This is a genomic window from Amycolatopsis sp. NPDC049253 (genome assembly GCF_040678995.1).
Classification (GTDB): domain Bacteria; phylum Actinomycetota; class Actinomycetes; order Mycobacteriales; family Pseudonocardiaceae; genus Amycolatopsis.
Genome location: NZ_JBFAQX010000020.1, coordinates 1 through 13464, shown reverse-complemented (window position 1 = coordinate 13464; position 13464 = coordinate 1). Strand labels below are relative to the sequence as shown.

The 13464-nt window shown below is 72.9% G+C and carries 10 protein-coding genes and 1 rRNA gene; 1 reads left to right on the top strand and 10 read right to left on the bottom strand.

The annotated features are described in order from the left end of the window. The first annotated feature begins 25 nt into the window (after nt 1–25). Nucleotides 26–1927 carry a glycosyl hydrolase family 18 protein gene (locus AB0K15_RS33465; RefSeq protein ID WP_364059604.1) on the top strand — a complete coding sequence of 634 codons (1902 nt, stop codon included), beginning with the start codon at nt 26–28 and terminating at the stop codon, nt 1925–1927. 71 nt (nt 1928–1998) lie between these two features. Here the strand turns inward: AB0K15_RS33465 and AB0K15_RS33460 are convergent, their stop codons facing one another. The 10 genes from AB0K15_RS33460 to rrf all read right to left on the bottom strand — a co-directional run. Then, on the bottom strand, nt 1999–2949 hold the full coding sequence (locus tag AB0K15_RS33460; protein ID WP_364059602.1) for a copper transporter: 951 nt from the start codon (nt 2947–2949) through the stop codon (nt 1999–2001). Next, entirely contained in the window at nt 2946–4130 is a 1185-nt protein-coding gene (gene steA, locus AB0K15_RS33455) for a putative cytokinetic ring protein SteA (RefSeq protein WP_364059600.1), read from the bottom strand. Before steA ends, AB0K15_RS33460 begins: the two co-directional genes overlap by 4 nt. Before the next feature lie 96 nt (nt 4131–4226). Further along, entirely contained in the window at nt 4227–5372 is a 1146-nt protein-coding gene (locus tag AB0K15_RS33450) for a DUF1266 domain-containing protein (protein ID WP_364059598.1), read from the bottom strand. A 9-nt stretch (nt 5373–5381) separates the two neighbouring features. Further along, on the bottom strand, nt 5382–7163 hold the full coding sequence (gene recN / locus AB0K15_RS33445; protein ID WP_364059595.1) for a DNA repair protein RecN: 1782 nt from the start codon (nt 7161–7163) through the stop codon (nt 5382–5384). Nucleotides 7164–7297: 134 nt separating this feature from the next. After that, nucleotides 7298–8224, bottom strand: a complete 927-nt coding sequence (locus AB0K15_RS33440) for an NAD kinase (protein WP_364059592.1) — start codon at nt 8222–8224, stop codon at nt 7298–7300. Further along, on the bottom strand, nt 8221–9069 hold the full coding sequence (locus tag AB0K15_RS33435) for a TlyA family RNA methyltransferase (protein ID WP_364059589.1): 849 nt from the start codon (nt 9067–9069) through the stop codon (nt 8221–8223). Before AB0K15_RS33435 ends, AB0K15_RS33440 begins: the two co-directional genes overlap by 4 nt. 5 nt (nt 9070–9074) lie before the next feature. Beyond that, nucleotides 9075–9281: a hypothetical protein gene (locus AB0K15_RS33430; protein ID WP_360598311.1), complete on the bottom strand. Its 207-nt coding sequence runs from the start codon at nt 9279–9281 to the stop codon at nt 9075–9077. Nucleotides 9282–9297: 16 nt separating this feature from the next. After that, a complete protein-coding gene (locus AB0K15_RS33425; RefSeq protein WP_364059586.1) occupies nt 9298–10284 on the bottom strand; it encodes an HAD-IIA family hydrolase in 987 nt (328 codons plus the stop codon). After that, nucleotides 10277–13171 carry a hypothetical protein gene (locus AB0K15_RS33420; RefSeq protein ID WP_364059583.1) on the bottom strand — a complete coding sequence of 965 codons (2895 nt, stop codon included), beginning with the start codon at nt 13169–13171 and terminating at the stop codon, nt 10277–10279. Before AB0K15_RS33420 ends, AB0K15_RS33425 begins: the two co-directional genes overlap by 8 nt. 199 nt (nt 13172–13370) lie before the next feature. After that, nucleotides 13371–13464 (bottom strand): 5S ribosomal RNA (gene rrf, locus AB0K15_RS33415); the annotation flags it as partial.

The following is a 13464-nucleotide window of genomic DNA, read 5'->3' as shown; positions in this document are numbered from 1 at the left end:
TGTTCGCCTGTGCGAGGGAGAACCCATGCAGCACAAGGTATCCAGAAGAGCCGCGTGGCTCTCGGCCGCCGCCGCGGCCGTGGTCGTCGGCGGGCTCACGACGCTGGCCGGCCCGGCCGCGCAAGGCGCGGCCGTCGCTCCGGCGGCGAGCGCGCAGGCCGCGGCGTCGGGCGGGCTTCGCGTCGCCTACTACGACCAGTGGAGCATCTACCAGAACGCCTACTACCCCAAGAACGTCGACGCGCTCGCGGGCAACCTCGATTACCTGATCTACGACTTCGAGAACATCGACCCGGCGAACCTCACCTGCTTCGAAGCCACGAAGGCGAGCGACCCCGACCCCGCCGGCGAGAACGACCCGAACGCGGGCGACGGAGCGGGCGACGCCTTCGCCGACTACCAGAAGTCCTTCGGCTCGGACATCAGCGTCGACGGCACGGCCGACGCGTTCGGCATGCCGATCGTCGGCAACTTCCACCAGCTGCAGGAGCTCAAGGCGCGCCACCCGAACCTCAAGGTGGTGCTCTCGCTCGGCGGCTGGACGTACTCGAAGTACTTCTCCGACGTCGCGGCCACCGACGCGTCGCGCAAGAAGTTCGTGAGCTCGTGCATCGACATGTTCATCAAGGGCAACCTGCCCTCGCAGGGCGGCTACGGCGGCCCCGGCACCGCGGCCGGCATCTTCGACGGCTTCGACATCGACTGGGAGTACCCCGGTTCGACCACGGGTCACCTCGGCAACCACGTGAGCGCGAACGACACGGCGAACTTCACCGCGCTGCTCAAGGAGTTCCGCACGGAGCTCGACGCGCTGGGTGGCAAGCACTACTCCGTCTCCGCCGCGCTGCCGGGCGGGCAGGACAAGATCGCGAAGCTGCAGACCGACAAGATCGGTGACTACCTCGACTTCGCCGACGCGATGACCTACGACATGCACGGCGCGTGGGACGCGACCGGGCCCACCAACTTCCAGGACCCGCTCTACGGCTCGCCGAACGACCCGTCCGGCACGATCCCGCCGGGCACCGAGAAGTACACGACGGACTCGGTGATCAAGGCTTACACGAAGGGTTCGTCCGCATACGGCATCCCGGGCGGCTTCCCGGCGAACAAGCTCACGCTCGGCATCCCGTTCTACTACCGCGGCTGGACGGGTGTGCCCGCCGGCTCGAACCACGGGCTCTACCAGTCGGCGTCCGGGCCCTCGGCCGGGAAGACGCTGAGCGGCAACGTGCCCGGCATCGCGATGTACAAGGAACTGAGCGGGATCGTCGACAACCCGGCGGACACGTTCTACGACCCGACCACGCAGTCGGCGTGGTTCTACGACGGGACGAACTTCTACGGTGGCTCGTCGGCGCAGTCGATCAAGGCCCGCACCGACTACATCCACTGCAACGGCCTGGCCGGCGCGATGATGTTCTCGCTCTACGACCTCGACCCGAACGCGACGCTGTTCCACGACGTCGTCAACGGGCTGGCCGGCTCCACGGCCGGCTGCGGCACCACGCCGCCGACGACGCCCACCACTCCGACGACGCCGACCACACCGACGTCTCCGCCCACCACCCCGACCACTCCGGGCGGCGGCTCGTGCTCGGCTGCGGCGTGGAGCGCGACGCAGGCCTACAGCGGCGGCGCGGTCGTCTCGTACAACGGGCACCAGTGGACGGCCAAGTGGTGGACCCAGGGCGACACCCCCGGCGGCAGCCAGAACGTGTGGACCGACAACGGAGTCTGCGCCGAGGGCGGTGGCCCGACGTCGTCCCCGGGCGGCGCCTGCCCGGCCGCGTGGAGCGCCACGCAGGCCTACAGCGGCGGCGCGACCGTGTCCTACAACGGGCACCAGTGGACGGCCAAGTGGTGGACCCAGGGCGACACCCCCGGCGGCAGCCAGGGCGTCTGGGCCGACAACGGCGCCTGCTGAGCGCAAATCGGCGGCGGGTCCGGATCTCTCACCCTCCAAGAGATCCCGGCCCGCCGCCGACGTGCGTGGTGCTAGTTCCCGGCCGAAGACCCGACGCCCGGCGCGGGGGCCTGGGCGTTGCCGCCGGTGCCGTAGCGGCCGGAGCCGCCGTCGAGCTGCTCGCGCAGCGCCAGCAGCGTCGCGACGCGGCCGGCGGCGGAGTCGACGTTGTCCACAGTGGACAGGATGGAGGTCGCGGAGGTGTCGGCACGGACCACGCCGATCGGGCCGGAGCCGTCGGCCGAACCCGGGTCACCGGCGAGCACGGTGCCCGCGCCGGAACGGTCGAGCTGCGTCGCGAACCGCGCGATGGTGGCCGCGCGGTCGCCCGCACCCTCGCCCGTCTGCTGCGAGCCGGTGAGCACGATCGCCAGCTGCGCCGGCTGCACACCCTGGCTGGGCTTCACGAAGCCGCCGTCGGTGAGGCCGCCGAGCGCGGCGGCCAGCTCGTCGGCCGTGGACTGCGGCTTCGCCGTGGACTTGTCCAGCAGCAGCACAGAACCGAGCAGCGCGCCGGCGAGCGTGCCCGAGTCACCCGCGGTCGGGAACTGCGAACCGGCCGGCTGCAGGCGCGTGACGACGTCGCGCAGCTGGTCGGCCTTCTCGGGGTCGGTGAAGGCATCCGTGAGCTGCAGCTCCCCCGTGACCGAGGCGCCGGACTGCTGCACCAGCTGCTTGATCGCGTCGCGGTCGGCCGGGCGCGCGTCCTCGGTGGTCACGAGCACCACCGTGCGCTTGTCGAGCGTGCCGGCCACGACCTTCGGGCCCATCGACCCGGCGAACGCGTCGGAGTCGGCCAAGCGCGCGTTGAGCGCGTTGCGCTGCGCCTCGAGGTCGGAGACCTGCGTGCCGAGGTCCTTCTTCTGGTCCGACAGGCCCGAGAGCAGCGAGCCGTTGAGCGCGGTGGAGCCCAGAACCACGCCGACGGCCAGCGCGAGGAAGCACGCGGTGATGGAAACGATGTGGTACCGCAGGGAAATCACGTGAAGAGCCCCTTCACCCAGGTCGTGAACGTGGTCCAGGTGTGCTGGATCCAGTCCAGGTAGACGGAGCCGACGTCGGAGACCAGCAGCGCGGCGACCACCACGACGACGGCGGCGAGGACGAGCAGCGCGACGGCGCCCAGGGACACCCGGCTGCGGTGCAGTGTCGCGACGGCCTTGCCGTCGACCAGCTTCGTGCCCAGCTTGAGCCGGGTGAGGAACGTCGACGGGTTCGAGCCCGACCGGCCGTGGTCGAGGAACTCCCGCAACGTGGCCTGGAACCCGACGGTGACGACGAGGCTCGCGCCGTGGGCGTCGGCCAGCAGCAGCGCGAGGTCCTCGGAGTTGCCCGACGCGGGGAACGTGACCGCGCCGATGCCCAGGTCCTGGATGCGCTGCACGCCGGGCGCGTGGCCGTCGGGCTGTGCGGGCACCACGACCTCGGCGCCGCTGCGCAGGGTCGCGGTGCCGATGCCGGTCGGGTCGCCCACGATCACGTCGGGTGTGTAGCCCTGCGCGCGCAGCGTGTCGGCCCCCGCGTCGACGCCGACGAGCACCGGCCGGTGCTCCCCGATGTACTTCTTGAGCTTCTTGAGGTCTTCGGCGTGGCCGTTGCCGCCCGCGACCACCAGCACGTGGCGGTCGCGCATCGGCAGCCGCAGCTCGGGCACGCCGACCCCGTCGAGGATCAGCGTGCGCTCGCGCCGGAGGAACTCGATGGTGTTGGCCGAGAACGCCTCCAGCTGCGTCGACATCCCGGCCTTGGCCTCGATCATCTGGTCGGCGACGCTCTCGGGCGTCTGCTGGTCGCCGGAGGCGATCTGCCGTTCCCCGATGTAGACAACGCCTTCGTGCACGCGCAGCTTCGTGCCGTCCTTGACCGTGCGCAGCAGCTCACCGCCGACCGAGTCGACGAGCGGGATGCCCGCGGCCAGCAGGATTTCCGGACCCAGGTTCGGGAACCGGCCGGAGATCGACGGCGACGCGTTCACCACGGCGGCGACCTCGGCCTCCACCAGCGCGTCGGCCGTCGCGCGGTCGAGGTCGAGCTGGTCGAGCACCGCCACGTCGCCGGCGCTGACGCGGCGCAGCAGCTCCCGGGTGCGGCGGTCGACCCGCGCGACGCCGGTGATGCCGGGGAGGGCTTCGTGGTTTCGCGCGAGCAGACCGGTGAGCTTCATGTGGCTGATGGTGACAAATTTGTGGGTGGGACGAGCGCCGACGCGCCGAAGGGGGCGTGACTCATTGTGGTGAGTCGTGTCGCCGTGAGCGTCGGTTCAGGGTTGGATGGTGGGTTCCGCGGCGGCGAACGAGAGGTTCAGCCAAGGACTGGCCGGATCTTGAAGCAGCAGGTGATGGACTCGCACGGCCGAGGTGTACTCCTCGCCGAACTCCTCCTCGTCCAGCGCGAGGGCCCGGCCCATGACGTAGCTCGCGGATAGCTCGGCCCATGACTGGTGGTAGCGACGCGCCACCGCGCCGGCCTCGAGCACCATCAGCTCGGCCGTGAGCGGATCGCAGTGACCCACCGCCAGACCCCAGCGCGCCATCGCGACCGCACGGGCGACGTCCCACCCGATCGTGGTGCCGACGACGCCGGAGGGTGGCAGCAACCCGTCGGCCCGGAAACGCTGTTCGTACCGCACGACGCGGCGCAGCACGTCGGTGAGCGCGGGCGCCTGCTCCTGTGCGCCGTTGTCCGCGCACCAGCGCACCACGAGCTCGGCCCAGGACCACGGATCGAGCCCCGCGCCGTAGCGGGCGCGCAGCACGAGGACGAGGTTCCCGGGCGTGAGCGTGTAGCCGGGGCCGACGAGGTCGTTCATCGCGGCCCGCCAGCCGGCCGCGTCGGACACGCCCCACCAGTCGCGCAGGCCGCGGACCTCGGCGACGTAGTCGTGGTAGCGCGCGTCGAGCACGTTCCACGGCTCGGCGGTGAGCACGGCCTGGTGGGCGCCGCAGGCGAGCGCGTGGGCCAGCGGGCCGTCGAAGTGCCCGTAGCGCGCGGTGTTGAGCCGCTCGACCTGCTGCTCGACCGCCGTGACGCGGTGCGGGTTCGCGTCGAGCCACGGCAGCACGGCCGAACCGGGCACGCGCCACTCGCCGAGGGTGCCGGCGTTGAACACCACCTGCTCGTCGGCGTCGACCCCGTGCAGGGCCCAGTCGAGATCGCCGCTGAGGAACACCACGTCGGCGCCGAGGTCGGGCAGGGCGCCGCGCGTGAACAACCGCAGCGAACGCTCACGGCAGCAGGCTTTGGCCGACGACCAGCCCTGCTCGCCCGCGAGCTTCTCCGCGTCTTCCCGGAGCATCGGCACGAACAGCTCTTCGTCGCCGAGCAGCCCGAGGAACCGGTCGAGATCGCCGTCGCGCCGAGCCCGGGCGAGCTCCGCCTCGACGTCGGCCACCGCGGCCCAGATCATGGAGTGTGGTCAGCCCTTCTTGGCGCGCTTGCGTTTCGGCTCGGCGGCGGCCTTGTCCTTCTCCGCCACGGCGAGCAGCTCTTCGGCGTGGGCGCGGCCGGTCTCGGTGCCGTCCATGCCGGCGAGCATGCGGGCCAGCTCCTTCACGCGGTCGGGCTGCTTCAGCGTCTTCACACCGCTTCGCGTGACGCCGCCGCTGGTGCCCTTGTCCACCACCAGGTGCTGGTCGGCGAAGGCCGCGACCTGCGGCAGGTGGGTCACCACGAGGACCTGGTGCGTGCGCGCGAGCCGGGAGAGCCGGCGGCCGATCTCGACCGCCGCGCGCCCGCCGACGCCGGCGTCGACCTCGTCGAACACCAGCGTCTGCACCGTGTCGGCGTGGGCGAGGACCACCTCGATGGCCAGCATCACGCGGGAGAGCTCACCGCCGGAGGCGGCCTTGTGCACCGGCAGCGGCGGCGCGCCGTTGTGGGCGCGCAGGAGCAGCTCGACCTCGTCGATGCCGTCCGGGCCGGCGTGGACCGCGTGGCCATCGATCGCGAGCGCCTGGCGGTCGCCGTGCTCGGCGGGCTTCTGCTCGACGGTGATCTCCAGCTCCGCCTGCCCCATCGCCAGACCGGAGAGCTCCTTGGTGATCGCCGACGCCAGCTCGGCCGCGGCCTTGCCCCGCGCCGCCGACACCGCGGTGGCGTGGTCGCCCAGCTGCACGGCGAGCTCGTCGCGGCGGCGGGCCAGCTCGGCGAGCGCCTCCTCGGAGGTGTCCATCGACTCGAGCCGGCGGCGGGCGTCGTCGGCCCAAGCCAGCACGCCGTCGACGTCGGCCGCGTACTTGCGCGTGAGCCGCTTCAGGTCGGCCTGGCGCGCCAGCACCTTCTCCAGCAGCGCCGGGTCGGCGTCGAGGCCCTCGATGTACCCGCCCAGCTCCGCGCCGACGTCGGTGAGCAGCATCGACGCTTCCTCCAGCCGCGGCACGAGCTCCCGAAGCGCCGCGTCCTCGGCCGAGGCCAGGCGGCGCAAGGCTTCGCCGACGAGGCCGAGCGCACCGGGCGCGTCGGGATCGCCGTCCTGCGAACCCGAGACCGCGACGTGCGCCTCGGTCGCCGAAGCGCGCAGCTCGTCGACGGCCATCAGCCGCTTGATCTGCTCGGTGAGCTCCACGTCCTCACCCGGCTCGGGCGCGACGGCGTCGATCTCGGTGAGACCGTGCTTGAGCAGGTCGGCCTGCTGCGCCATCTCACGCGAACGGGTGGAGCGCTCGGTGAGCTCGCCGATCACGGCCAGCCACTCCTCGCGCACCTCGCGGTAGGCGGTGAGCGGCTCGCCGACGTCGGAGCCCGCGAACCGGTCGATCACCGCGCGCTGCTCGCTCGGGCGCAGCAGCCGCAGCTGGTCGTTCTGCCCGTGCACGGCGATCACCTGCTCGGACAGGTCCGCCAGCACGCCGACCGGCACGGACCGGCCGCCGAGGTGGGCTCTCGACCGTCCGTCGACGGCCACCGTGCGCAGCGCGATCACGCTGCCGTCCTCGTCGATGTCCGCGCCCGCGTCGGTGACGATGCGGCTCGCGGTGTCGGCCTTGTCGAGGGTGAAGCGGCCCTCGACGAAGGCCTTGAGCATTCCGTTCCGGACCTTGGACGCTTCGGCCCGCCCACCGGAGAGCAGGTGCAGCCCGGTCACGACCATGGTCTTCCCGGCGCCCGTCTCACCGGTCACGACGGTGAAACCCGGGTGCAGTTCCAGCAGGGCGTCCTCGATGACTCCGAGGCCCTGGATGCGCATCTCGGCCAGCACGACGCCTACGGTAGCCGCCCCCACCGACCTTCCGTGCGCTCGACCGGTGCTAAACGTTCTTTTCCCTGGTCGAACACCTGTGCGGACGATTCGGCCCGGGCGTGTCACGGGTCACCTCGCGCGCCCGCACCCGGTCAGACCGAGCGGCCGCCCGTGCGTCGTTCGCGCCAGCTGCGCACCGGGAGGCCGAACTTGTGCACCAGCCGGTCGGTGAACACGCCTTCCCACAGCCGCACGAGCCGCACCGGCCGGCGGCCGCAGACGACGCGCACGAGCGAGCCCGGCGGCATGTCGAAGCTGCGCAGCCCGTCGCAGGTCAGGACGGCGCTCGGGCCCGACGGGTCGATCCCGACGGTGATCACGGAGTCGGGCGAGATCACCAGCGGACGCGCGAACAGGGCGTGGGCGTTGCTGGGCACCACGAGCAGCGCCTCCACGTCGGGCCACATGATCGGGCCGCCGGCGGAGAAGGCGTACGCGGTGGAGCCCGTCGGCGTCGCGCACAGCACGCCGTCGCAGCCGAAGGACGAAACCGGGCGGCCGTCGACCTCGATCAGCGCGTCGAGCACGCGTTCGCGGGAGAACTTCTCCACGCTGGCCTCGTTGAGGGCCCACGTGCGGTAGAGCTCGACGCCGCCGTGGGTCACGGTGACGTCGATCGTCATCCGCTCCTCGACCTGGTACTCGCGGTCGACCACGCGCTGCACGGCGTCGGCGAGCGCGTCGGAGTCGGCCTCGGCCAGGAAGCCGACGCGGCCCAGGTTCACCCCGAGCACCGGCACGCCCGCGGGCCGCGCGAGCTCCGCCGCGCGCAGCAGCGTGCCGTCACCTCCGAGCACGAACACGAGCTCCGCTCCGCGCGCGGGGTCGTCCTGCGGCGCGACGACGGTGCACGGCATCTCCATGCAGCCGTCGGGGTCGATGAGCTGACGCACCTCTTCGTCGGTCACGCGCAGCCGGATCCCGGCCTTGGTGAACCGCGCGGACACCTCGCGTGCGGCCTCCCGCGTGTGGTCCCGGTCCGGGTGCGCCACGAGAAGCACTTCACGTTCGCTGGTCACTGGGGTCCTTCCTGGACGGCGGCCCGCACGAGCCGCTCGACATCGTCCACAGTGCCATCGGCGGCCTCGGGTTCGCCGGGATCTTGACGCCGAAGATCCTGTCGCCGCAGCCACACGAAGTACTCGACGTTGCCGGAGGGGCCGGGCAGCGGGCTCGCGACGACCCCGCGCAGCGCGAGCCCCAGCTTCGCGGCTTCGGTGATGACGTCGACCACGGACCGCACGCGCAGCTCGGGATCGCGGACCACGCCGCCGCTGCCGAGGCGGTCCTTGCCGACCTCGAACTGCGGTTTGACCATGGGCACGAGGTCGGCGCCTTCGCGCGCGCAGTCGGCGAGCGCGGGCAGCACGAGCTTGAGCGAGATGAAGGACAGGTCGCCGACGACGAGGTCGACCTGGCCGCCGAGCGTCTCCGGCGTCAGGTTGCGCACATTCGTGCGGTCGAGCACGACCACGCGTTCGTCGGTCCGCAGCCGCCAGTCGAGCAGGCCGCGGCCCACGTCGGCGGCGATCACGGTCGCGGCGCCGTTGCGCAGCAGCACGTCGGTGAACCCGCCGGTGGAGGCGCCGGCGTCGAGGCAACGGCGGCCCTCGACCGTGAGGCCTTCGGGACCGAACTTCTCCAGCGCGCCCAGGAGTTTGTGCGCGCCGCGCGAGGCCCAGCCGGGGTCGTCCTCGTCCTTCACCACGATGGGCGCGTCGGACTCGACGCCGGTGGCGGGTTTGGTCGCGACCATGCCCCGCACGGAGACCTTGCCGCCGGTGATCAGGGCCGACGCCTGTTCCCGCGAGCGGGCCAGGCCACGGCGAACCAGCTCCGCGTCGAGGCGGGCCCGTTTGGGCACGCCGGTCAGACCCTGTCGATGCTGGACAGGGCCACGGTGAGCTCGGTGTGCACGGCTTCGAACCGGTCGACGTGCTCGGCGAGCGGCACCGAGTTCAGGTCGTCGAGGCCCGCCACGGCTTCCTCGATCCCCGCGCGGGGATCGATCTGCTGCGGGCCGGGTCCGGGGACCGGCGGAGGGCCCGGGACGGGCCGCGGGACGTTCGGGTGCACGAGCTCAAACTACCAGTCAGGCCAGCCGCAGCCCGGTCAGCGCCGCCTCGGCCGCGTCGCCTTCGGCGCGGACCTCGGTCACGCAGCTCGCCCACGCCGCGTGGCACAGCGCGCGCAGCAGGTCGAGGGCTTCACCGCCGCCGCGGACGGTCAGCACGTCGCCCTTCACGATCTCCCAACCCGGCCGGGGACCGATCTTCAGGTCCTCGGCGCGCTGCGTGAGCGCGGTCAGGTCGGCGGCCAGGTGCGTCGGCCGTTCGGCGGGGATCGCGGTGAGGAGACCGGCGGGCGTCGCGACTCCGGAGAGCACCGCGAGCACGTCCATGCCCGCGGCGACCGCGCCGGCGATGTCGGTGTCCAGCCGGTCGCCCACGACCAGCGGCCGGCTCGAGCCGGCCGACCGCGCGGCCGTCTCGAACAGCAGCGGCTGCGGTTTGCCCGCGACGACCGGTTGGGTGTCGGTGGCCGTGCGCAGCGCGGCGACCATGGACCCGTTGCCCGGCAACAGGCCCCGCTCGGTGGGCAGGGTCGCGTCGACGTTGCACGCGACCCACAGCGCGCCCGCGCGGATCGCCAGCGCCGCCTCGGCGAGGTCGGCCCACCCGGTCTCCGGCGAGTGCCCCTGCACGACGGCCGCGACGTCGTCGTCGACCTTCCGCACGCTGCCGAGGCCGGCCGCCTCGACTTCGGCAGCCAGCGAGTCCGTGCCCACGACCAGCACGCGCGCACCCGCGGGCAGGCGCTCCCCGAGCACCGCGGCGGCGGCCTGGGCGCTCGTGTGCACCTCGTCGACCACGGCGTCCAGGCCCAGTGCCCGGAGATGCGCCACCACGTCGACCGGGGCCTTCGACGCGTTGTTCGTGACGTACCGAACGGCCGCGCCGTGCTCCCGCACGGCCCCGACCGCCTCCGGCGCGCCCTCGATCACCTGCGAGCCGTGGTACACGGTGCCGTCCAGGTCGAACAGCACCGCGTCATAGCCCGCGAGGAGCGCGTCACTCATTCGACAGCTCCGCGGCCCGCTCGGCGGCGTCGGTCTCGTCTTCGTTGTCGGCTTCCGCCGCGTTGAGGAACCAGCGCACGGCCTCGTCCTTGCGCCCGGCGGCCACGAGGTTGTCCGCGTACGCGTAGAACAGGCGCGCGCTCCACGGGTCGCGCTTGCTGGGCACCAGGTCCGGCCCCTGCAGCGAGACGACCGAAGCGTCCACCTGCCCGAGGTCCCGCCGCGCACCGGCGGCGACGATCGCGAGCTCGACCTGCGTCGCCTTCGACAGCTTCGCCGTGTCGGTCTCCTTCGCCAGGTCCAGCGCCCGCTCCGGCCGGCCCAGTGCCCGCTCGGAGTCGGCGATGATGGCGATGTGCTCGTCGCTGCGCGTCATGCGCCGCACGGCGCGCAGCTCCGACAGCGCCTCCTGCCAGTTGCCCGCGTGGTAGGCCGCCAGCCCCAGCGCCTCCCGCACGATCGGCACGCGCGACGCCTTCAGCTTCGCGTACTTCGCGTGCTCCAGCGCCGCCTCCGGGTCGACGTCGATCAGCCCGCCCGCCGCGACCAGGTGCTTGCCGACGGTCTCGGCCAGCCCCTTCGGCAACGTCCGCAGCTCACGCCGCACCTCTTCGTCCAGATCGGAGTACTCGATGCCCTCCGGCAGCTCCGGCGCTTCGAGCAGCTCCCTCGCCAGCGCCGCGTCGTCCAGCGCCTCCGCACCGGCCCGCCCGCCGCGCACCGGCCGCTCGTCCCGCCGCGGCCGCGAGTCGCGACCCCCGCGCGCGTCGCGGTCGTCCCGGCGGGGGCGGTTGTCCCGGCTGTCCCTGTCGCGGCTGTCCCGGCCTTCGCGGAAGTCACGACGGGGACGGTCGCTGCCACGGTCGTCACGGTCACGCCGGGGGCGCTCGTCGCTGCCACGGTCACCACGGTCGTCGCGAGCGGACCGCTCGCCACCGTTGTGGTCGCGAGAGGACGGCCCGTCGCCGGTGCCACGGTCGCCGCCGGTCCGGCTGTCGCCCGAGGCGTCGTCGCGAGAAGACCGCTCGCCGCGCGCCGAGATCGCCGTGCCGTCGCCACCGTCTCGGCTGTCGCCCGAGTCGTCACCCTCGCGGTCGTCGTGAGCGGACTGCGCGCCACCGTTGCTGCCCTGGCCGCGGTCTTCACGCAAAGCGTCGTCGCGACTGCCGCGGTCACCGTTGTCTTGGCCCTGGGGCGCGGCGTCGTCTCGGTCGTCCCGAGCGGACCGTTCGCCGTCGACGCCGGCCGACTCGTCGGCCTGCGACCGTGCGGCGTCGCGCGAAGCCGGCTCCGCGCGATCGGAGTCGCCGTCAGCCGAACGCTCGGCGCGCGGTGCGGTGTCGCCCGCGCCGCCGTCGGCGGTCACGTCAGAGTGCTCGCCGCGGCCGCTGTCGCCGGGCTTCGAGAAGTCCTCGCGGTCGGCCGTGTCGCCGGCGACGAAGCCGTCGTCGGTGATGTCGAAGTCGTCGTCGGCGGCGCGGGTGTCGGCACGGTCGAAGCCGCGGGAATCGCCCGAGTCACGGCGGTCGCGGAAGCCGCCGCGGTCGTCGCGGTTGAAGGAGCCGCGGGTGTCGCGCGGGCCGTTGTCGCGGCGGTCGGAACCGCGCGGGCCGCCCCGATCGTCACGGCGGTCGGCACCGCCCCGGTAGCCGCCGCGGTCGTCCTTGCGGAAGCCGCTGCCCGAGCCGCGGTCGTTGCGGAACCCGCCGCGGTCGTCGCGGTCCCTGCGGAAGCCGGAGCCGCCACGGTCGTCGCGCGAGCCACCGCCGCGGAAGCCGCGGTCGTCACGATCCCTCTGGAAGCCACCCGGCCGGCGGTCGTCACGCGACCCACCGGTGCGCGGACCACGGTCGTCGCGGTCCCCCCGGTAGCCACCCGTGGTGCCCCGGTTGTCCCGGTCACCGCGGTAACCACCCGAGCCGCCGCGGTCATCGCGGTCGCCGCGGTAGCCGCCGGAAGTGCTGCCGCCGCGGTCATTGCGGAAGCCGGAGCCACCGCTGCCGCGGTCGTTGCGGTACCCGCCCGAGCTGCCGCCACTGCTGCCGCCGCGGAAACCGCCCGAGCCACCGCCACTGCGGAAGCCGGAGCCACCCCGGTCGTCGCGGGATCCACCGGCGTTGCCGCCCCGGAAGCCCGAACCGCCACGGTCGTCACGCGAGCCCGAGCCGCTGCCGCCCTTGTAGCCACCGCGGTCGTCGCGGGAACCACCCGAGCTGCCGCCCCGGTAACCGGAGCCGCCGCGGTCGTCACGGACGCCGGAACCGCCACGGTCGCTCCGGAAACCACCGGAATTGCGGTCGTCGCGGTCGTTGCGGAAACCGCCGCCGCGCTGGTCGCGATCGCCGCGGAAACCGCGGTCGTCGCCCGAATCGCGGTGGGGGCGGAAACCGCCGGAGCCCCGGTCGTCGCGGAAGCCGCCGCGGTTGTCGCGGGAAGCGCCGGAGCCACGGGAATCGCGGAAGCCGCCGCCGGAGCGGTTGTCGTTGCGGAAGCCGCCGGCCGAGCCGCTCGAACCGCGGTCCTCAAAGCGACGCCCGGACGCCGACTTGCCCTGCGGCCGGCCGGCGCGGTTGTCGTAGCCGCCGCGCGAGCCGCGGTCGTCGGAACCCGCGCGCGGGCCGCCGTTGCGGTTGCCGGCGTACCCGCCGCGCTGGTCACGGGGGTTGTCGCCACCTGAGGGCCGGCCCTGGTACCCACCACCGCGTGCGCCGCGGTCGTCCCGCCGGGGGCGTCCCTGGTAGCCGCCGTCACGCCCGCCGCGGTCCTGCCGCGCGCCATGCCGGTCTCCCCGGGGCGCGTCCGACCGGTTGCCGCGGGAGCCCTGGTCGCGGCGAGCCGACCGGCCGGACCCATCATCCTCTGAGTCACGTCGACCGAACTCGGACACCTGGCCTCCTGCCATAGAAAAATCTTGTGTTCTCACAAGCCACCCGCTACGGGGGCCGACTGACCATCCTACGGGGCCGTTCGGAGCACCCCACGCGCGCATGGCGCTCCGTCACGGGCACCGCACAGCACGCCACATAGAGATAGACCCCGGGAGAACCGCTTTCGCGTTCTCAACCGGGGCCTAACCCTGACATTTAGTTCGGCGGCGTCCTACTCTCCCACAACCCTTCGGTTGCAGTACCATCGGCGCTACCAGGCTTAGCTTCCGGGTTCGGAATGGGACCGGGCGTT

Coding starts and splice junctions, on each gene's coding strand:
- AB0K15_RS33465 (WP_364059604.1), top strand. CDS start 26: ATGCAGCACAAGGTATCCAGAAGAGCCGCGTGGCTCTCGGCCGCCGCC.
- steA (WP_364059600.1), bottom strand. CDS start 4,130: ATGAAGCTCACCGGTCTGCTCGCGCGAAACCACGAAGCCCTCCCCGGC.
- AB0K15_RS33450 (WP_364059598.1), bottom strand. CDS start 5,372: ATGATCTGGGCCGCGGTGGCCGACGTCGAGGCGGAGCTCGCCCGGGCT.
- AB0K15_RS33425 (WP_364059586.1), bottom strand. CDS start 10,284: ATGAGTGACGCGCTCCTCGCGGGCTATGACGCGGTGCTGTTCGACCTG.